The following is a 20998-nucleotide window of genomic DNA, read 5'->3' on the forward strand; positions in this document are numbered from 1 at the left end:
GGATTGGCGTACTTGACCGTACTTGCTTTTTTCGGACCATGACCACGCGCGATGGTGGTCCAGGTCGGATGCTCGTCTTTCGATCGCGGCCGAAAGCCGCCAATGATTCCCCTCGGAATGCGCGGTACATCATGGCAACTCGCTCTCCATTTCTCAGCCAATCAATTGGCCAGACCGCGCAGCAACGCCGATAGTCCGCATAAGAAATCCACCTCTCCGGGATGCTGAGCCAGGTGTGCAGCATGCCGTCGCGTATGCGGAAAGTTGGCAGCGGGAAGTCTGGTGTTTCGCGCGTGCGCACGTGCCTGACGGTCCGTTCGATCAGGTTCGTTGAGCCGAGCCGCTTCCAGGGCGACGTGTCCTAGCGTGTACGCCAATAGAGCGCGGACAGCGCGCACCCCGTCGTTGCCGCGGATGCCCCCCTCATCGAGCCAAGCGAGCATTTTTTCGCCGAGAGCGACGGCCACAGGACCGCCGGGCCGACTCAGGAAGGCCGGAGCAAGCGTCGGGTGCGACAACACCGTTGAGCGCGTGGACAGCATGAGCATACGAAGACGTGCATCCCAAGTTGATTCTTTATCCCCGGGGATCGTGATGCCTTCGAGCACACGCTCGAGCATTGCCGCGAGCAAGGCGTCCTTGTCCGCCACATAGGTATATAGCGAGTTAGGAGCGACGCCGAGCCGTTCGGCCAGTTTTCGCATCGAGAGCCCCTCCAGCCCTTCCGAGTCCGCCAACCTGAGAGCCATCTCCAATATGTATGTCTGGGAGAGTCCGGCCCTCTCCCCCCGGCCGCGCATATTCGCCATGTTGGTCCTCAAACAATCACCAGCTTTTTGGGATTGTTCCCGTCGTTATCATATTGTACAGTGTCCAATATAGCACGATTTTCTATGCCCAGGAATCATCAATCTGTGCTGAGGAGTTGCCGTGTCGCACGAAATCGTACTTTTCCATTCCGTCCTTGGACTGCGTCCCGCGGTAACACGCTGGGCCGAGTTGTTGCGCGCCGCAGGGCACACCGTGCACACCCCGGACCTTTACGACGGACAGGTGTTTGATGGATACCCGGCAGGGCTGGCGTTTCTCGACTCGATTGGCGGCATTGAGACATTGATGGCGAGAACGCGGGCGGCTGTCATCGATCTGCCGAAGGACGTCGTTTACGCTGGATTCTCCAATGGCGGAGGGTCGGCCCAATACCTGGCACTTACGCGACCCGGTGCCCGCGGCATCATCCTTTATCACGCGGCACTCCCGCTTGAAGCCTTTGGCACCGCCTGTTGGCCCACGGAGCTTCCAGTGCAGATTCACTATGCAGAGGAGGATCCCTTTCGTGACCCCGCCAATGAAGAGGCACTCCTCAATGCCGCCAGGCAGGCCGATAGTCGAGGGGAGCTCTGGATCTATAGCGGCGATGGACACCTGTTCTCCGACCCTCAACTGCCGGACTGGGATGCTGCCGCCGATGCCCTAATGAAAGAGCGCACGCTGGCGTTCCTCGACGCGCTGTGAGGTCACCGTGCGGCGGCACTACTCGTATGCAGGCGCACGCGTCGGCCAAGCATCGCGGGTTTTGGGTCCGCCAATCCGCAAGCGTGATCGAGCGTTTAATGATGGTGTTGTTCAACAATTTCCATTTCCAGACGCCGCCATGAATCAGCTTTTCGGCTTTGCAAGCCCCGGTTTTTTGCTTCGTGCAGGGTGATGGACGATAGCCGATGGCAAGGAGAGACCACGAGATGTGTGGTATCAGGACGATCAATTTCCACTTGATGAACCTGATGATTATTGCAGTGGCAACGTGGTCCTCACAGCACACGGCAGCCGAAACTCAGATCATTGATCCCGCCCCGAATTTCGCATCTCTTGTTACTGAGGGAATCGAAGAAGAGGATGCAGACCTGGGGTTCCATATGTGGACGGAGCATGGCGATTTCGTCGCACTGCTACCTGGACTATCGGCTCATGACGAGCAATCACGCCCGATCCTGGGTTCAACACGGCTGCATCATTCGGAGGCAAGGCATTATCCGCCAGGGGGCGCGGTCGATCTTTTTCCGTCACATGATGCAGTGGTTGTGCAAGTCACCGCCTTCGTGGGCGCAGACGCAGTGGCTCCATCAGTTGTGCGGACGTATTTCGCCGGGATGTTCGATAACAACCCGCTCTCCGAGTCCCGGCCGGGCGGGGAGCACCTTGGCGCGGGCCGCGACTCGGAGCCCGAATGTGCAAAACACATTGATGCGGCATTAGCAGAACTCTCTCTGTTCCTTTCACGCTGGAGCTGGGATGCCGTCAGACACTTTGCCGCACGGGACACCCTCACGGGATTCGTAAGCGAAACCTATTGCGCCGGCTGGCACCTTTTCCGTCGCGTTTTGGCTAAAGTTCGGGTTGTCGGCGAACGCGTGCAGTTCTCTGGCCTGCGGATCAGATAGGTCCTCCAACAGCGATCACGCGAGGAAGCGCGTTGCGGTCCCGAAGCCCGAACCCTGTGCTTCACGCACGGCGCGCCGCATTCCATGCAATCCGGCTTTCGAGGTCGATGAGCTTCTGCTTGCGCCAGAGCCCGCCGCCGTAGCCGGTCAGGGAACCGTCGGCGCCGATTACGCGGTGGCAAGGGATGACGATTGCAATCTGATTGGCCCCGTTTGCGCGGGCGACGGCGCGGGCGGCCGTGGGCTGCCCGATGGCGCTCGCGATGTCGAGGTAACTGCGGGTCTCCGCGACGGGGATCCGCTGCAGTTCATCCCACACCCGGCAGGTGAAGGCGCTGCCGTGGCGCGTGAGAGGCGTCTGAAAGTCAGCACACTCGCCACGGAAGTACGCTGCCAGTTCCGTTGCGATCTGTTCGGTGGGTTCATAGCGACCGATCCCGATGCGGCCTTTTGCAAAGTCGCGCAGCTTGCGCAGTTCCGATGGCAGGGCACGCCGGTCGGCGAACTCCAGCAGGTGCAGGGTCTTGGGATCGGCCGCTGCGACCATGGGTCCAAGGGGCGTCTCGACCCAGTCGCACAGGAGGCCCTTGCCGCGGGCAAATCGCGTCGGCGCCTCCCCGAGCAGGCGTGTGAAAGCGGCGCGAAAGCCGCTGGACGAGTCGAACCCCGCGTCGAGTTGGGCATCGATGACCCTGCCCCCCGCGGAGAGCGAGCGGAAGCCCTCGCGCAAGCGATGGAGCCGCGCCATCTCAAGGAACGTGATGCCAAAGTGGCGGCGGAAGGCCCGCCGGACAGTTGACGGGTCGTAACCCGCATCCGCCACATCGCTTTCAGTCCAGCGCCGCCCGGGGTTATCGAGTAGCCGCCGCATGAGTTCGCCCACCTGAGGGTCGGTCTCAGCCGTGGGGGTCAGGGGGTGGCAGCGCTTGCAGGCTCGATACCCCGCCTCAAGCGCTCCGGCAGCCGTCTCAAAGAACTGGCAGTGCTCGCGCCTGGGCTTGCGAGCCGGGCAGGTAAGCCGACAAAAGATGCCCGTAGTCGTTACGCCCACCCAGGCGCGCCCCTCATACCTAGGATCCCTCGCCACCAGGGCCTCGTAGAGGACTTCGTTGCTGGGAAGTTGGAAGCGCATGCTTCCTTTATACCCTACCGTCTCAGCGCATTTGCGCCAGTTTTCGGGCGTGTATTTTTTTGAGCCGGCCCGTCGGCGATCCGGATAGCGAACTTCGATGGGCCCCCATCAGCCACCCCCTTATGCCCCAGCCTTCGGCTTGGTCGAATCAACAGGGACGCCCTGCTCGTCATATCCGCTATCGCTATGAAACACCACGACCCAAGGCCAGCCTGCCTCCCCTGCCCTCGGGCCACCGAAAGTCCTGTCAATTGCGACCATTGGACAGCGGGATCACTGCCACGATGCTGAACTTCGGGAGGACACGAGAACGAGAAGCGAACTGATCAGGGGAATCCTGTGCAAAAAAAGGGCTCTGGCTTTACGGCCAGAGCCCTTTTGCTATGCGCTACACTACCGAGATTGCAGGCCAATCAAGCGTGCCGCCGACCGGAACATCTTCTGCGAGCGTTTTTAGTACTTTTTTGGTACTCGCCAGCACGGCACGTGTAAGTCATTGAAATCTGGAGCGGGAAACGAGACTCGAACTCGCGACCCCAACCTTGGCAAGGTTGTGCTCTACCAACTGAGCTATTCCCGCGTCAGGACGCGCAATTCTAAGCCCTGGCCGCACCCTGTCAAGCTTTCCCCATGCATTGAGGGTCGGCTCAATAACCCCGCAGGTGCGGCCAGGCGGCCATGAGGTACTTCCCCATCGACCAGAGTGTCAGCAGCGCCGCCAGCAGCAGGAAACCGTAGCCGATTTCATACATGGGTATGAACCACAGCTTCTGGCCCCACAGCATCATGATCAGGGCCGTGATCTGCGCAGTCGTCTTGTACTTGCCGATCCCGGATACGGACACGTGCTGGCGCCCGCCGAGCTCCGACATCCACTCGCGCAGTGCGGAGACCGCGATCTCACGGCCGATGATGACCGCTGCAGGGATCGCCACGGCGAAGCCGGGATACTTCGAAACGAGCAGCACCAGCGCGGTGGAGATCATCAGCTTGTCGGCCACGGGATCGAGGAAGGCACCGAACGCGGAAGTCTGGTTCAGCTTGCGGGCGAAATAGCCGTCCAGCCAGTCGGTGATCCCTGCGAGCGAGAAGATGATCGCCGCGACCGGACCCGACCATGGCTGGGGCAGATAGAAGACCACGACGATCAGCGGGATCAGGACGATCCGGATCCACGTGAGCGTGTTGGGCAGGTTCAGCCGTGCTGACATGATCTTATTCCGCCGGGTGAAGTGCGTCGTATATGCGTTGCGCCAGGTCGCGACCAATACCCTGGACCCTGGCCAGATCATCCGTGCCCGCGGACATGACGCCCTGCATGCCGCCGAGCTCACTCAGAAGCGCGCGGCGCCGCTTGGGCCCGAGCCCCTCGATACCCTCCAGCGGACTGGTTTTCCTGCTGCGTGCGCGCCGCTGGCGGTGGCCCGCTATTGCGAATCGGTGGGCCTCGTCGCGCACCTGCTGCACGAGATGCAGTGCGCCGGAGTTCCTCGGCAGTATAAGCGGCGTCGGTTGGCCCGCCAAGAAGAGCCGCTCGAGGCCCGGGCGCCGGGTGGGGCCCTTGGCCACGGCAACCAGCTCGATGCCCTCGATCTGCAGTTCATTCAGCACCGCGACCGCCTCTGCGAGCTGGCCTGCGCCGCCGTCGATCAACAGCACGTCCGGCAGCGGCGCCTCGCCGCGCTTCAAGCGGCTGTAGCGTCGCAGCAGGGACTGGCGCATCGCCGCGTAGTCGTCACCCGCGGCGATCCCGGAAATATTGAAGCGGCGATAATCGGACTTCAGCGGGCCCTCGGTGACGAAAACGACGCAGGACGCGACGGTCGCCTCGCCGCCCGTGTGGCTGATGTCGAAACACTCGATACGGCGTGGCGGCGCGTCGAGACCGAGCGCCTCGCCGAGCGCCTCGAACTGGGCAGTGAACCCCGCCGTGCCCGCGATTTTCAGCTCCAGCGACTGACGAGCGTTCTCCATCGCCATCTCCAGCCAGCGGCTGCGCGGCGCGCGCACTCGGTGGCGCACGGCTACCTGGCGGGACACCTGCTCGGAAAGCGCCCTGGATAGCAGTTCCTCGTCCTCGAGCGGCTGCGCGGTGAGGATCTCGGCCGGCGGGCTGCCGCCGAGATAGTGCTGGGCGACGAAAGCGCCCAGGACCTCGGCCGACTCGGTGCCCGGGGCGGCGCGAGGAAACCAGCTCCGGCTGCCCAGAATCCGCCCGCCGCGAATGAACATCGCCGCCACGCAGAACAACCCGCCTTCCTCGTGCAGTGCGAGCGCATCCGCGTCCACGGCACCGCCCTCCCCGCCGACGGCCGATTCCTGGATCGCCGCGAGCCGGCCGATCTGGTCCCTGTAGCGCGCCGCCTCTTCGAAAGCCAGCCGGCCGGCGGCTTCGTCCATGCGGCGCCGTAGCTCGGCGCGGATCTCGTTGCCCCGGCCCTCCAGGAAACGAATCGCGTGATCCAGGTCCCGCGCATAATCTTCTTCTGAAATCAGTCCCACGCAAGGCGCGGAGCAGCGCTCGATCTGGTACTGCAGGCAGGGCCGGCTGCGATGTGCGAAGTAACTGTCCTCGCAGGGACGGATGCGGAACAATCGCTGCAGGTCGCGCAATGTGGCGCGCACCGCGGGCACATTCGGGTACGGTCCGAACAAGCGACCGGAGGCCCGCCGGGTACCGCGATAGAACGACAGCCGCGGATAGGCATGCGCCGTGTCGAGGCGAATGTAGGGAAAACTCTTGTCGTCCTTGAGCAGGACGTTGAAGCGCGGCTTGTGGCGCTTGATCAGCGTGTTCTCGAGGACCAGCGCCTCCGCCTCGCTGCGGGTGACCGTGACCTCGATGCCCCGGATCAGGTTCACCATGAAACCGGTCTTGCCCGGGCGCGGAACGCCGCGGAAATAGCTCGAAACACGCTTTTTCAGGTCCCGCGACTTGCCGACGTAAAGGATCTCGTCGTTTTCCCCGAGCATGCGATAGACCCCGGGGCGATGCCCGAGCCGACGCAGGACGGGGCGCGGATCGAACGGGGCCTTCGGCGCCCGACGCGGCTTCAGGGCCGGTTTTTTCGCGGCGGCATCGGCTTCCGCGTCCGTTCCGGTTGGACCCGTCGGCTTGCTCACGCGCCGGGCCCCACCCCGGCGAGGCGCGCGGCCCGGCTCACGACGTCCATGAACATCGACTCGGTCAGCCGTCGCGTCTGGGTGTTGTAGCGGCTGCAATGATAAGAATCGACCAGCCTGGGATGCGCCGCCTCGAGTTCGTGCTCCGCCCCGTGAGCGAAACGGTAAGCCGAGCGACGCGCTCCGCAGGCATCCAGCGCAGCGTCGTGCGCGATGCGCCCAAGCGCGAGCACGACCCTGGGGCGGCTCTCCGCGAGTTCCGTGCCCAGCCACTTCTGGCAGCAGCGGATCTCCGCAGGGGTCGGCTTGTTCGCCGGGGGCAGGCATTTCACCGCGTTGCTGATGCGGCAACCGATCAACTCCAGCCCGTCGCCGGGGCGCTCCGAGTCCGGACGGCTGGCCAGCCCGAGCGTGTGCAATGTCCGGTACAGCAGCAGGCCGGCATAATCCCCGGTGAACGGTCGCCCGGTGCGATTCGCACCGTGCATGCCGGGCGCGAGACCTACCAGCAGCAGCGGCGCATCCGCCGGCCCGAAGGGCGGCACCGGCGCCGCATGGTAGCCCGGCTCCTTCTCGCGCACCTCTGCGAGAAAGGCGGCGAGGCGCGGGCACCGGGTGCAACCGCCGTCGAACCAGCTTGCCGGATAGTCGTTTTCGGGCAGTTTCAGGCGTGACACTTCGCTTTAATTATAAGTTCTATCCACATGTTTTTATTGTTCCATATGCCTGATGACGGCGTCGCCGAAATCCCGCGTGCCGAGCAGCGTGGCGCCCGGCACCAGCCGCTGCAACTCCTCTTCCACCGATGCCTGGCCGGCGACCATCTTCGGTTTGCGAATCGCCTCTCGGAGCCGGGCCAGGTCGAAGGTGAGTTCCTTGGCCGCGATGGTCTCTGCCACGCCCCGCAGGATGTTGTCCGCGGCTTCCCGCCAGCCGAGATACCGCAACAGCATCTCAGCCGAGAGAATCAGTGAGCCCGGGTTGACCCGGTCCTTGCCGGCGAAGCCCGGCGCGGTGCCATGGGTCGCTTCGAACACTGCCACGGCATCGCCGATATTGGCGCCCGGCGCGATGCCGATCCCCCCGACCTGGGCCGCGAGAGCATCCGAGATGTAGTCCCCGTTGAGATTCAGCGTGGCGATCACGTCATACTCTTCCGGGCTCAACAGGATCTGTTGCAGGAAGTTGTCGGCGATCACGTCCTTGATGACGATCTGCCGGCCGGTGCGCGGGTTGTCGAAGGACAGCCAGGGGCCGTCGTCGAGCTCGGTGGCACCGAATTCGTCCCGCGCAACCTGGTAACCCCAGTTACGGAACGCACCCTCGGTGTATTTCATGATGTTGCCCTTGTGGACCAGGGTCACCGAGCTGCGATCCTCGTCCACGGCATAGTTGATGGCCTTGCGCACGAGCCGTTGCGAGCCCTCCTTCGACACCGGCTTGATGCCGAGTCCGGAGCTCGAGGGAAATCTCACCGCGTGAACCTTGAGCTCGTCCTGAAGGAACTTCATCAGCTTCTGGGCTTCCGGAGAGCCCGCGGGCCACTCGATCCCCGCGTAGATGTCCTCGGTGTTCTCGCGGAACACGGTCATCGATACCAGCTCGGACTCCTTCATGGGGGTCTGCACGCCCGGGAAGTACCGGATCGGGCGCACGCAGGCATACAGGTCGAGACGCTGCCGGATCGAGACGTTGAGCGAACGGAAACCCCCTCCTACCGGCGTGGCGAGCGGACCTTTCAGGGACACCAGGTAGCGCTCGAGGGCGTCGAGCGTCTCTTCCGGGAGGAACTGGCTCCCGCCGTACAGCTGGGTGGCCTTGTGGCCGGCGTACACCTCCATCCAGGCGATCCGGCGTCGGTCGCCATAGGCTCTGCGCACGGCGGCGTCCACGACCTTCCGCGCGACGGGGGTCACGTCGATGCCGATGCCGTCGCCCTCGATGAAAGGCACGATCGGCCGATCGGGGACGTTCAGCGTGAAGTCGGGGTTGCCGGTGACGGGCTCGCCGCCATCGGGAAGCTGGATGTGTTCGTAGCGCATGAGACTGTTCCGGGTGAAACGGGGGGAAGCCACGGACCACGCATCACGGGCGACGCGCCGGGCGGCGTGGGCTCTCATTATCCCTGCCGCCGCCGGGCGACTCAACTTGGGGCTGCGGGGGATTCAACCGCCATCCCGACGACCGAAGGCATGCATGTACAGCGTCGGCACGAGCACGAGCGTCAGCAACGTCGAGACCAGTACGCCGCTTGCGAGCGTCAGGCCCAGCGGCTTGAGGGCCGGCTCGAAGATCAGCGAACCGCTGCCGAACATCACGGTGCCTGCAGTCAGCAGGATCGGCCGGGTCCGCAGCGCCACCGCCCGGACGAGCGCGTCGTCCACGGCCATGCCCTGCTGAACGCGTTGCGCCGTGAAATCGACCAGCAAAACGGCGTTGCGCACCACGATCCCGGCCAGCGCGATGACGCCCAATACTCCGAAACCGGCGATATCGAGCCCCATCAGCCAGTGACCGGGAATCACGCCGATGAAGATCAACGGGATCGGCACCATGATGACCAGCGGCACCAGGTAGGACTTGAACCACGCCGACAAGAGCGCGTAGATCAGCAGGATCACCGCGAGGCCGGCCAGGCCGAGATCGCGATAGACCTGCTGCGTCATTTCCCACTCGCCGCCCCAGTAGAGCACCGGCGCCGCATCGTCCCGGGGGACGCCGAACCAGCGTATTTCGGGCATGTCGCGCTGTTGCGCGCGAAGCTCGGCGACGATGTCCCGTTGCACGGACACCGGCTGGCTCCGGCCACGATCCACCGCTGCCGCGACGTAGCGCACCGGCAACTGGTTCTTGCGGTGCCGCGGCGGCGTCCATGCGCCCGTGTCGATCTCGACGAGGTCGAGCAACGGCACCGCACGCCCGCTTTCGCTGCGGACGTGCAGCCCGGCGAGGTCCGCCAGGCGGTTGCGCTCGGCTTCGTCCAGGCGCAGCACCACCGGCACCGGCTCCCGTTCTGCGGGCAGGTCCAGGGAGGTCGCGGTCCGACCGGCCAGCGCCATGTGCACGCTGGCCGCCACGCGGGCGGGCACGACGCCCCGGGCGGCACTGCGGACCGTGTCCACCACGAGCCGCACTTCCGGTCCCGCCGGCTTCGGAAAAGACTCGATGCCACGCACGGCCGGGTGCTCGCGCAGCAGTTCCGCCGCCCGCTCCGCGAGTGCCTCGCGCGCGGCGTCGTCCGCGGCAAAGATCTCCGCCTGGATGGCGTTGTCGCTGGAGGGGCCCGACGGGATCCTGCGCATCCATGCCCGCGCATCGAATTCGGCGAGCACCTCCACGAGGTCTTCGGCGAGAGCCTCCTCGAGTTCGAAACTGAGCATCTCGCGCTCATGCTCGGGACGCAGTTCCACGTAAACGAACGCGCGGTGAGAATCCGCCGCATCGATCTCCACCGGCCCGGGAAACGGCATCAGCAACGGCCCGGCGGTACCGGCGAACGTGGTGTAGCCCTTGACCTCCGGGTACTGCCGCAACTCTCGACCGACCGAAGTGCTGGCCGCCAGCGTACTTTCCAGCGTGCTTCCCGGCGGCAACGCAAGCTCCACGACGAAGGCCTCGCGGTCCAGGAACGGCACCAGGGTCAACTGCACCTGGCGCAGCAGGACGATGGCGACGCTCGCCGCCAGCAACAACAGGAGCGCCAGGTAGAACAGCCATTTCAAGCCATCGGAATCGAACAGCGGCTGCACCAGCCGGCGATAGCGACGCGCGAATGCGCTCGGGGGCTGGTCGTGCTCCGCTTGTTTTCCCGCCTGCCCCTCGTTCTCCGCCCGTCCTTCGGTCGGACTCGAAGGTGCGCGCAACAGGCGAAATGCGACGTAGGGGGAGACGGTCAACGCGATCGTCAGGGAGAACAGCACGGCGAGCGACGCACCGGTCGGAATCGCGCGGGTGTACTGGCCCATTTCCCCGGAGATGAACGCCGTCGGCAGCAAGGTGGCCACGATCAGGAACACCGCCAGGATGGTCGGATTGCCGACTTCATCCACCGCCCGAACCGTCAATTCACGGTTGCGCTTGCCGGCTTCACGGTAGTGCCGGCCGATGTTCTCCATGATGATCACCGTGTCATCGGCGACGAGCCCGATGGCCAGGATCATGGCAGCGATGGAAACGGGATTGAGCGTGAAGCCCATCAACAGGTAGACGAAAGGCACGATGGCGAGGATGGCCGGAATCAGCAGCGTGACCGCCAGCGCGGCACGCCAGCCCAGCCCGAGCAGGATGATGACGATCACGACCACGGTGGCGATCGCGAAATTGCGCAGGACGCTGCGCACGGTCTTGTTCGCGGCCTGCCCTGCGTCATACGCGATATCGACCTGCACGTCGCCGGGAATCACCTGCCCGACCAGTTCGTCGAGCCGCGCCTGGACACGCTGGGTCACGGCCGTGACGTTCTCGTGGGGAACGATCGATACCGCCAGGCTGACCGCCGGCGCCTCGATCGGCCACGACCGTCGCCAGTGCACGCTTTGCGATTCCGCGGGCCCGGGACCGTCGACGACGTCCGCCACGTCGCGTAACTCCACGACCCCGGTCGGTCCGGCGCCCACCTGGATCTGCTCGATGTCCTGGATGGAAGCCGGCGCCGCACCCACCCGGACCTGGCGGGTCGGGTCGCCATGCAACGCATCTGCCGATAACCGCAGGCTCGCGGCCTCGACCGCAGCAAAAAGCCCGACCAGGTCGAGATCGTACGCGGCCAGGTCGTGCACGCGGGGCAGAATGGAAATCTGCCGCTCGTGACCGCCGTGGATGATGACGTCGCGAACGCCCTCCACCGCCATGAGTCGTGCGGCGACTTCGGAACCCAGGCGACGGAGTTCGAAACCGCTGGCCGCGGCGCTCGACAAGGTCACCATCAGGCCGGCAAGCAGGTCGTCGCCGACCATGCTGATGTTCTCGGGGCCGACACCGGGAGGCAGCCGGTGACGGCTGCTCTCGAAGACTTCCTTAAGCAGCCCGTAGGCTTCCGCATCGCCGATTCCGGTGGAGAATTCGACCTGGATCAGCGCGGCATCGACGGAAGCCACGGTCGTGACCTCGTTGACCTCTTCGATCCGGGCCGCCCAGGCGCTGACCGGCCGTGCGACGAGCTCATCCACCCGCGCCACCCCGGCGCCGGGAAAGGGCACCAGGATGCGTGCGGTCGGGACTTCGATCTCGGGCCGGTCCTGGCGTGGCGTCATGAGCAGCCCGTAAGCGCCCAGCGCCAGGGCGACCACCAGGATCAGCGGCACCACCGGCGAGTCGATGAGGCGGCTGGCGATGCGACCGGCGAAACCTGGCGTTTCCATCAACGCGCGACGGTGACGGCTTGTGCGTCAGCCAGCTGGCCGACGGCGTCGCCGATCACTACCCGTTCTCCGGCCCGCAGGCCGCGGGTCACCACGACCCGTTCCGCAAGGTCGCGCCCTGTCGCGAGGCTGATCCAGCGCAACTGCGCCCGCAACTGGCCCGCGTCGTCCTCCGCCACGACGAACAGCCCGTCGAGTTGCCCGCGGCGCAACACCGCTTCCGCGGGGACACTCACAGCCTGTGCGGCCGGCTCGCCCGCAGGCAGGCGAATCTCCGCGACCATGCCGGGGGAAATCCCCGCGGGCGGGGATTCGATAGCCAGGCGCAAGCGCAACCCGACGCCCGTGTCGCGCAACGCCGACAGGACCGCAACCACCCGGCCGCTGACCGCGCCATCATGCCCGACCACGCGCATCTGCAGCCGGTCGCCGGGCGTCACCCGCGCCGCCGCCTCCTGGTCGATCCCGGCATCCACCTCCAGCTGCGACCGGTCTTCCAGTATCACCAGGGGCACCCCGGGTGCCGCGAAGGTCCCGGTCTCCGCCAGCACCTCGCTGACGACGCCGTCGAACGGCGCCTGGATCACGGCATAGTCGAGATTGATCTCGATACTTTCCAACTCCGCCCTCGCCCGCTCGAGGACCCCGGCGGCACGCTCGGCCTGCAACTCGCGTTCCTCGAGCTGGACCTTCGCGACCAGCGAGCGGGCATACAGGCGCCGGAAGCGCTCCCGGTTGAGAACGGCCTGTTCGCGGGCCTCGCGGGCCGCCTCGAGCTGACGCATCGCGGCCTCGCGCGCCGCCTCGAGGTCACGTGCGTCCACGCGCAGAATTTCCTGCCCCGCCGCAACCGCATCGCCCGCCTTGACCAGCACGCGGTCTACATGGCCGGCCTGGCGCGTGCTCATTCGCGCCCGACGCACGGGCCGGACGATCCCCGGCACGACGGATGTCACCGCTGTCTCGACGGCTTCCGCGCGAACCACGCTGACGGCCTGCGATGCCTGCGCGGGTTCCGGCGCCCCGGGCTGCTCGCAGCCGGGCATCAGCATCGCGGCCACGACCACGAGCGCCACGGGAGCCGCGACCCCGGGGGCCCGGCGGCGCGAGTGCAGCGGCGCGCAGCTCACGGCCGCCACCGTCCGGCCTCGACGGCATCCGTGGCCAGTCGATAGCGTTGTGCAGCCAGCACCGCGTTGTAGCGGGCCACGATCTCGCGGGTCCAGGCACCCAGCGCCTCCGCCTGGGCCTGCAGGAGCGTGGTCATGTCGTCGAGCCCCTCCGCATAGCGACTCTCGACGAGCGCGAGGGCCGCCTCCGCATCCGCCACGCCGCGGGACGCGCTTTGCCAGCCGATGCGCTGGGCGTGCCACTCGGCATAGTTGTCACGGATCTGGGCCTGGCCCTGCTGGCGCAGTGCGCGCCACTCCGCGTTCGCCTGCCGTTCCACCGCCTGCGCCTCGTCCAGCCGTCCTGCCTGGCCGAAGCCGGAGAAGACGCTCCACCCCAGGCGAATGCCGACCACCCAGTCCGTCTCGTCCAGGTCCAGGGGCCGCCCCAGGTCCGTTCTCTGGTAGCGCCCCACCAGGCTGATCTCCGGCAGGTAGGCGGCCCGCGCGCGTCGCACGCCGGCCTCGGCGGCGCGAACGATTTCCTCGGCGGCGCGGACATCGCTGCGTTGCTCGACCGGTGACACGGTCGCAGGGGCCGGCAACGTGGCGGGCGGCCGCGGTACCTCGTCGGTGAGCACCCAGCTCGGCGTCTCCTCCAGTCCCAGCACCAGCCTCAGCCGTGATTCCGCAAGGGTCACCCGGCTCTCGGCCACGGCCACGCGGGCACGCATGTCGGCGACCCGCGTGCGCGCCTGCAGGACGTCCAGCGGCGACACCAGCCCCTCTTCCAGGGCACCTTTGGCCCGGGCCAGCCCGCGCCGGGCCGCCCGCAGGCCCCGCCTTTCCGCCGTCACTTGCCGCTGGGCGCTGCGGATCCCGTAGTACGCGGCGACCGTGGCCACCGTCACTTCGTCCTCGGCCCGCTGCACACTCAAGCGGGCGGCATCTTCCTGCCGACCGGCCTGGCGCCGCGCCTCCCAGGCGCCGAAATTGACCAGCGGCTGCACGACCTGCACGCCGACCGCGTTCCCTTCAACCGGATTGACGTCCCGCCAGCCGATCCCCGGCGGCACGCCGGGTTCGATCGTCGGCACATTCTCAAGGAGCCCGAATTCGCCCCTGAGGTAGGTCGCATCGAAGCTGATCGAGGGCAGAATTCCCTGGCGCGTGCTGAGCAGGCGCCCTTCGGCGCCGGCCTGGCGTGCACGCAATACCAGCAACTGCGGGTTCTGTGCCTGTGCCATTTCGAGGGCACGAGCCAGCGACAGCGGCGTCTCGTGTCCCCGGCCTTCGGCTCCGCCCATCGCCCCGGTCGCGAGGGCCTGGCCCGCCGCACACAGCGCGAAGGCGGTCAGCATCGACATGTGGAGCATCCTGCCCATGAAGCAGCCCTAAAGCCCGAACGGATAAGTCTCCGGCGCCCCAGGCTTGGCATGCCGGGGGCCCAGCGGCGTGACGGCCGAAGTCTGGTCGAACCAGACATAGGCGTCGTATTGCCGCGGGAGTCGCGTATCCGAGTAGTGGCTCATCAATTCGGTTTCCGGTCGATAAATGACCCCGATGAAGCGCTGCAGGCGCGGATTCATCAGCGCGCCCCGCGCTGCGGCGCCGTGTCCCGCCCGCAGATCGAGCAGGAACCGCTCGATGCCGGCGTCATGGCACAACCGTTCGTAGCTCTCGGCATGCGAAGGCCGCACCCGTTTCACTTCCATGTCGCCGTCCCAGTCGTCCGCGGCCGCCACCGTCCCCGCGTGGGTGCCGAAGCCGATCAGCGCCGCTGCGTCGCCGAACTTCTCGCGACAGAGCTGGCCGATATTCAGCTGGTCGCGCGCTACGCCCATGTCCGTGTAGCGGGCGTCGCCGATGTGCGAGTTGTGGGCCCAGACCACCGCCCTGGATTCCTCGCCCCGTGCTGCCAGCAGGTTCTCCAGCGTCTCGAACATGTGCGTATCGCGCAGGTTCCAGGAAGCCGCGCCGCCGTAATACATGATCCGGTAGTACCGTTCGGCCGCGGCGACCAGGCGGGCGTTCTGCGTGGCGTCGAGAAACTCCTCGCCGTCACGCGCGATGTACTCGAGGCGCCGCTCCAGGAGGTCACGGCATTGCTCGACCACGACCTGCTCGCATTTCTCGTAGCCGGCACTGAGCACGGCGCGACCATAAGTCGCGGGATCTTTCTGCCAGGGCGTCAGGCAACCATAGCGCTCCCGCGCCACGGCGGCCGCTTCCGGATCGACCTCGTCGAGATAGGCCAGCACTGCCTGGATCGAGCCATTCATGTTGTAGATGTCGAGGCCGTAAAAACCGGTCCTCGCGGACAACCCAGGGATGCCCGCATTATGTTTCCGCAGCCATTCGACCAGGTCCTCTACATCCGTGTTGCGCCACATCCAGGTCGGAAAACGCTGGAACGGCGCCTCGGTGCCGGGCCGGAACGGACGATGCCGCACGTGACGATCGACGGCCGCCGCATCCGGCCAGTCGGCTTCCACCGCGATGATGTCGAAACCGTGCTCGGTGACCAGCCGTTTCGTGATCGCCGCGCGCGCCCGGTAGAACTCGGAAGTGCCGTGCGAGGCTTCTCCTAGCAGCACGACGCGGCTGTCCGCAAAGCGGTCGAACAGGGCACCGAAGGCCGGGTCATCGAATTCCGGCAGGGGCTCCGCCGACTCCGCGATGAGCTCCGGCACGCTGCGCTTGCGGGCGTGGCCGGGCGCGTGGTTGCTCGCCCCGCGCTCGCCGTTTTCGCTCCAGCCCTGTTCGCCGATCAGCGGCACGAAACGCACCGAAGCCAGCTTTTCTTCCTCGAACTCGGTCTCGCTCGTTCGCCGCACCCGCACCAGGACCTGGTGCATGCCCATTTCACCCACCGGGATCACCAGTCGTCCGCCCACGGCGAGCTGCTGCTTCAGATGCTCGGGCACGGCAGGGCCGCCAGCCGCCACCAGGATCGCATCGAAGGGCGCCGCATCCGCCCAGCCGAGCGTGCCGTCGGCGATACGCACGGCCACGTTGTCATAGCCGAGCCTTGCACAGCGATTCGCCGCTTTTTCACCGAGCGCGGGGAGCCGCTCGATGGCATGGACCTTTGCGGCGATACGGCTCATCACGGCGGCGGCATACCCGGAGCCCGCGCCTACTTCGAGCACGGTATCCTCCGGGCCGAGCTCGGCCGCCTCGATCATGAAGGCGACGATATAAGGCTGAGAGATCGTCTGGCGTTCGCCGATGGGCAGCGGCGAATCCTCGTACGCGAACTCTTCGTAGCCCGGCTCGACGAAGGCCTCGCGCGGCACGCTGCGCATCGCGTCGAGCACTGCGGGGTCGCGGATTCCCCGGCGCGCGAGATGCACGTCGACCATGCGATCACGAGCGCGTTCCAGGTCTTTCATCACTATGGGCCAATGCAACGGGGCGATGCCAAAGGTATAGGCAAGATCTGCCCGGCCTTCAACGTGAGCCCGCAAGTGGGCCCTGTATCGCGATGGAACGAAAAAGGCCCCGGGGCATTGCCGCCGGGGCCTCTTGTCATGCGAACCGACGGGAATCAGCTGCTCTTGGCGAACTGCTCCTCTTCGGTCGATCCCGCGAGGGCGCTGAGCGAAGACTGTCCGGCAGTCACGACCTGGGTGACGGCATCGAAGTAGCCGGCGCCGACCTCGCGCTGGTGCTTGGTGGCCGTGTAGCCGTCCTTCTCGCTGGCGAACTCCGCCTCCTGCAGCTCCACATAGGCCTTCATCTGGCTTTCCTTGTAGCCCTTGGCCAGCGTGAACATGCTGTAGTTCAGGGCGTGGAAGCCGGCCAGGGTGATGAACTGGAACTTGTAGCCCATCGCCCCGAGCTCCTTCTGGAACTTGGCGATCGTGGCGTCGTCAAGGTGCCGCTTCCAGTTGAACGACGGCGAGCAGTTGTAGGCCAGCATCTGGCCCGGGAATTCCTTGTGCATGGCCTCCGCGAATTTCTTCGCCATGCCGAGGTCCGGCACGGAAGTCTCGCACCACACCAGGTCGGCCAGCGGCGCGTAGGCGAGGCCGCGGGCGATGGCCTGGTCGATCCCGGCGTTCACACGGAAGAAGCCCTCGGAAGTGCGCTCCCCGGTGATGAAGGGGGCGTCACGCTCGTCGATATCCGACGTCAGCAGGTTGGCCGCATCGGCGTCGGTGCGCGCCACGAGCAGGGTCGGCACGCCGCAGACGTCGGCCGCGAGCCGCGCCGCCGCCAGCTTGCTGACGGCCTCGCTGGTGGGCACCAGCACCTTGCCGCCCATGTGACCGCACTTCTTGGCCGAGGACAGCTGGTCCTCGAAATGCACGCCCGATGCCCCGGCGTCGATCATGTCCTTCATCAGCTCGAAGGCGTTGAGCACGCCACCGAAACCGGCCTCGGCGTCCGCCACGATCGGCTGCATCCAGTCGATGCTGTCGTCACCCTCCGCATGGTGCAGCTGGTCGGCCCGCAGCAGGGTGCGGTTGATCCTGCGCACGACGGCCGGCACCGAGTTGGCCGGATAAAGCGACTGGTCGGGGTACATCTCACCGGCCAGGTTGGCGTCGCCCGCCACCTGCCAGCCCGAAAGGTAAATGGCGTTCAGGCCGGCCTTCACCTGCTGCATCGCCTGGTTGCCGGTCAACGCGCCGAGCGCATTGACGAAAGGCTTTTCATGCAGGTAGCCCCACAGCTTCTCGGCACCCTGGCGGGCGAGCGAATACTCGATGTCCACGGTACCGCGGAGACGGGTCACGTCCTCGGGTGCATACGGACGGGTAACGCCCTTCCAGCGGGGGTTCTCGTTCCAGTCCTTCTTGATCTCGTCAGCCGAAAGGCGTGTCATCGCGCGTTCCTCTTTGATTGTGTCCCGATACCCTCAGTCGATGGCCTCGTAAGCCACCAGCGTCAGGAAGTCCATGCAATAGTCCTCACCCGTGATCTGGTCGAGAAGCCCGGCCGCCTCGCGGTAGTGCCCGCCCGAGAACGCCTCCTCGCCCACTTCATCCTTGATCTTCTCCAGTTCCTCGTCGCGGACCTGCTCGTACATCGCGTACGTGACACGTCGGCCGTCGGTCAGCACTCCCTGCGGGTGACGGATCCACTGCCAGACCTGGGCCCGCGCAATCTCGGCGGTCGCCGCGTCCTCCATGAGGTTGTGCAAGGGAACACAGCCGTTGCCGCCCAGCCATGCCGCCAGGTACTGGATGCCGATGGAAACGTTGCTGCGCAGCCCTGCCTCGGTGATCTCGCCTTCCGGCACCTTGAGCAGGTCGGCTGCACCCACCTCGACATCCTCGCGCAGCCTGTCCAGTTGGTTCGGACCGGGCATGTGCTTGTCGAATATCTCCGTCGCCACCCCGACGAGGCCGGGATGCGCGACCCAGGTGCCGTCATGCCCGTCGCCGGCCTCGCGCTCCTTGTCGGCGCGGACCTTGGCGAGAGCCGCCTCGTTGGCCTCAGGGTCGCCCTTGATCGGGATCTGCGCCGCCATCCCGCCGATCGCCAGCGCGCCGCGACGATGACAGGTGCGGATCACCAGCTGCGAATAGGAACGCAGGAAATGCGTGGTCATGGTGACCTGCTGGCGGTCGGGCAGCGTGAACTCGGGATAATTCTGGAATTTCTTGATGAAGCTGAAGATGTAGTCCCAGCGGCCGCAGTTCAGCCCGACGATGTGCTCACGCAGCTCGTAGAGTATCTCGTCGATCTCGAACGCCGCCAGGATCGTCTCGATCAGCACCGTGCACTTGATGGTGCCGCGCGACAGGCCGAGGGTGTCTTCCGCGAAACGGAACACCTCGGCCCACAGCCGTGCCTCGAGGTGACTCTCCAGCTTCGGCAGGTAGAAATAAGGTCCCGAGCCGAGCTTCGCGGTGCCTGCGGCGTTGTGAAAGAGATACAGCCCGAAATCGAAAAGGCCGCCGGGAATGCGCTCGCCGTCGACGGCGACGTGTTTCTCGAAGAGATGCCAGCCACGCGGCCTGACGAACAGGGTCGCCACGTCGCCTTTCAGCTGGTAGCGCTTCCCCTCGGGGGAAGTGAAACTGATGGTCCGCGAGACGGCATCGCGTAACGCGATCTGTCCGAGCACCAGGTTGTCCCAGTCCGGCGTCATCGAGTCCTCGAAGTCCGCCATGAACACCTTCGCGCCCGAATTCAGCGCATTGATGATCATCTTGCGATCGACGGGACCGGTGATCTCGACACGCCGGTCGCGCAGGTCGGCCGGGATCTCCCCGACCCGCCAGTCACCCGCGCGCACATCGGCGGTCTCGGGAAGGAAATCGGGCATCCGGCCGGCATCGATCTCGGCCTGGCGGGTCTTGCGCCGCTCGAGCAATTCGTGCACCTGGGGACCGAAACGTCGCGCCAGGGTGGCGACGAAGCCCATGGCTTCAGGCGAAAGAATGGCTTCGTAACCTTCCCGGATGGGACCGAGAATCTCGTATTCAGCGTCCGTGCGTTGCTTGGTCATGGCATGCCTTCAAGTTCCAGGGCCAGGGATAGCGTGACCGCTGCCCGTTCGGCTCGAGCGCCAGCCGGGGCACGGCCGGTTGAAGCCCGGCAACAGCGGTTACTGCACCGCGTCATATTAAGCGGCGATCCCGGCCAATGCAAAAATTCGCCGCTCTCCCGGAAAGAATAGTGCCCGTGGCGTTCGGCTGCCTAACCGCCCGCCTGCGCGCGTTGCTGGCGGACGAACTCCAGCTGGCCGGTGTAGGTCACGCGAGCCGCATCTCCTGGCTCAGTCAGCTCCACGGCGCGCAAAAAGGCCGCCTCGGCAGCCGCGAGATCGCCCTGGCGGCGCAGGATCCGGCCGTGGGCCGCATGAAAACGCGCCGCCTGGTCCGGAAAATCCTTCACGGCCGCGCGCGCCCGCTGCTCCGCGTCGGCCAGCAACAACTCCGTGGGATCACGGAATGCCAGGTAGAGATAACGCGCCGTGGCGTCGGGATCGTCAATGCCGGCATAGGCCTCGCGGACGAAAGCCAGGGCCGCATCGCGTTCGCCCAGCGACAACAGGGACCACGCGCGCGCATAGACATATTCAGCCTCCTCCCGTCCTTCGGGATAGGCCGCGGCCCAGGCGTCGAGCTCGGCCAACGCCCGTCGATGATCCTTCTCGACTCGCTGGGTGGGCTGCAAAACCGACTGGAGAGCGACTGCACGGCGTTCCTCGTACGACAATTCCTCGCGCAGCAGCACGGACTGGAAGATGCGCCGTGCCGCGTCGGCCTGGCCCGCGGCCAGGTAGGCACGGGCGAGTTCCTGCAGCGATGCAGCGTCGTTGCGCTCGCGCACCAGTACCTGCGCCGCCGCGATGGCGTCATGGCCGGCCGCGGCGCGCGACAGCTGCTCGAGATAATCCTCCGGGAAGCCGACGATCGCAGCGAGTTGCCGCGCGTCGCCGAGCCGTTCGTCATCGGGCCCCGGCTTGAGAAGCAGGGTCGTCGGCGTGCCGAGGAAACCGAGTCCCTGTGCGGCCAGCACGGAGGCATCGGGCTCGTCATACCCGAGGATCTCGAGCACCACCCAGTCCTCGGTCAGTTCCGCCACCTCGTGCGCCTCGGGGTTACGCAGCAGCGCACGATCCAGCTGGATGCAACCCGGACACCAGTCGGGCTGAGTGATGACCACCATCACGTTGGCATCCCGCGCGGCCGCCCCTTCGATCACGGCGTCGATGGTGTCCGGCGACCATTCCGCGAACCGCACCGCGCCCAGCGCGGGAATGCTGGACATCAGCAGGAGGCCGGTTCCGACAAGCGCGCGCATTACCTTGGTCATGATCAGTTCCTGAAAAATCGAAGCCTGTCTATTGCGACCTGCCGGCCGCCCCCG

Annotated in this window: 15 protein-coding genes and 1 tRNA gene; 2 read left to right on the top strand and 14 right to left on the bottom strand. The window is 65.9% G+C overall.

Annotation, left to right across the window (positions count from 1 at the left end):
* Positions 1-161: 161 nt before the first annotated feature.
* On the bottom strand, positions 162-809 hold the full coding sequence (locus G6032_RS09455) for a TetR/AcrR family transcriptional regulator C-terminal domain-containing protein (protein ID WP_346763787.1): 648 nt from the start codon (positions 807-809) through the stop codon (positions 162-164).
* 121 nt (positions 810-930) lie between these two features.
* Between G6032_RS09455 and G6032_RS09460 the strand changes: the two genes are divergently transcribed.
* Together G6032_RS09460 and G6032_RS09465 are read left to right on the top strand one after the other, a co-directional pair.
* Entirely contained in the window at positions 931-1515 is a 585-nt protein-coding gene (locus G6032_RS09460) for a dienelactone hydrolase family protein (RefSeq protein ID WP_165281886.1), read from the top strand.
* Positions 1516-1721: 206 nt separating this feature from the next.
* Positions 1722-2441 (top strand): hypothetical protein, encoded by a 720-nt coding sequence (locus G6032_RS09465; protein ID WP_165281887.1) that lies wholly within the window; start codon positions 1722-1724, stop codon positions 2439-2441.
* A gap of 61 nt (positions 2442-2502) precedes the next feature.
* Here the strand turns inward: G6032_RS09465 and G6032_RS09470 are convergent, their stop codons facing one another.
* From G6032_RS09470 to G6032_RS09530, 13 genes are all read right to left on the bottom strand, one after another.
* Entirely contained in the window at positions 2503-3573 is a 1071-nt protein-coding gene (locus G6032_RS09470; protein WP_165281888.1) for a trifunctional transcriptional activator/DNA repair protein Ada/methylated-DNA--[protein]-cysteine S-methyltransferase, read from the bottom strand.
* A 504-nt stretch (positions 3574-4077) separates the two neighbouring features.
* A tRNA-Gly gene (locus G6032_RS09475) sits at positions 4078-4153 on the bottom strand.
* Positions 4154-4220: 67 nt separating this feature from the next.
* Complete coding sequence (gene pgsA, locus G6032_RS09480; protein ID WP_240902102.1) at positions 4221-4784, bottom strand: CDP-diacylglycerol--glycerol-3-phosphate 3-phosphatidyltransferase; 564 nt, start codon at positions 4782-4784, stop codon at positions 4221-4223.
* A 4-nt stretch (positions 4785-4788) separates the two neighbouring features.
* Positions 4789-6696 (bottom strand): excinuclease ABC subunit UvrC, encoded by a 1908-nt coding sequence (gene uvrC / locus G6032_RS09485; RefSeq protein WP_346763788.1) that lies wholly within the window; start codon positions 6694-6696, stop codon positions 4789-4791.
* Entirely contained in the window at positions 6693-7364 is a 672-nt protein-coding gene (locus G6032_RS09490) for a uracil-DNA glycosylase (protein ID WP_240902177.1), read from the bottom strand. Before G6032_RS09490 ends, uvrC begins: the two co-directional genes overlap by 4 nt.
* A 42-nt stretch (positions 7365-7406) precedes the next feature.
* Positions 7407-8738, bottom strand: coding sequence for an NADP-dependent isocitrate dehydrogenase (icd, locus tag G6032_RS09495; RefSeq protein ID WP_165281889.1), 1332 nt, complete (start codon positions 8736-8738; stop codon positions 7407-7409).
* 123 nt (positions 8739-8861) lie between these two features.
* Positions 8862-12056 carry an efflux RND transporter permease subunit gene (locus tag G6032_RS09500; protein WP_165281890.1) on the bottom strand — a complete coding sequence of 1065 codons (3195 nt, stop codon included), beginning with the start codon at positions 12054-12056 and terminating at the stop codon, positions 8862-8864.
* Positions 12056-13186 carry an efflux RND transporter periplasmic adaptor subunit gene (locus G6032_RS09505; protein ID WP_165281891.1) on the bottom strand — a complete coding sequence of 377 codons (1131 nt, stop codon included), beginning with the start codon at positions 13184-13186 and terminating at the stop codon, positions 12056-12058. The genes G6032_RS09500 and G6032_RS09505 overlap by 1 nt, the downstream gene beginning before the upstream one ends.
* Positions 13183-14532 carry a TolC family protein gene (locus tag G6032_RS09510; protein ID WP_165281892.1) on the bottom strand — a complete coding sequence of 450 codons (1350 nt, stop codon included), beginning with the start codon at positions 14530-14532 and terminating at the stop codon, positions 13183-13185. The genes G6032_RS09505 and G6032_RS09510 overlap by 4 nt, the downstream gene beginning before the upstream one ends.
* A 27-nt stretch (positions 14533-14559) precedes the next feature.
* A complete protein-coding gene (locus G6032_RS09515) occupies positions 14560-16560 on the bottom strand; it encodes a protein-L-isoaspartate(D-aspartate) O-methyltransferase (RefSeq protein WP_165281893.1) in 2001 nt (666 codons plus the stop codon).
* A gap of 155 nt (positions 16561-16715) precedes the next feature.
* Positions 16716-17999 carry an isocitrate lyase gene (aceA, locus tag G6032_RS09520; RefSeq protein WP_165281894.1) on the bottom strand — a complete coding sequence of 428 codons (1284 nt, stop codon included), beginning with the start codon at positions 17997-17999 and terminating at the stop codon, positions 16716-16718.
* A gap of 33 nt (positions 18000-18032) precedes the next feature.
* The gene (aceB, locus tag G6032_RS09525; RefSeq protein ID WP_165281895.1) at positions 18033-19631 is read right to left on the bottom strand and encodes a malate synthase A; all 1599 of its coding nucleotides are present in this window, start codon (positions 19629-19631) and stop codon (positions 18033-18035) included.
* A 191-nt stretch (positions 19632-19822) separates the two neighbouring features.
* The gene (locus tag G6032_RS09530) at positions 19823-20944 is read right to left on the bottom strand and encodes a hypothetical protein (RefSeq protein ID WP_165281896.1); all 1122 of its coding nucleotides are present in this window, start codon (positions 20942-20944) and stop codon (positions 19823-19825) included.
* Between the last annotated feature and the right edge of the window lie 54 nt (positions 20945-20998).

It is taken from the genome of Wenzhouxiangella sp. XN24 (assembly GCF_011064545.1).
Taxonomy (GTDB): Bacteria; Pseudomonadota; Gammaproteobacteria; order Steroidobacterales; family XN24; genus XN24.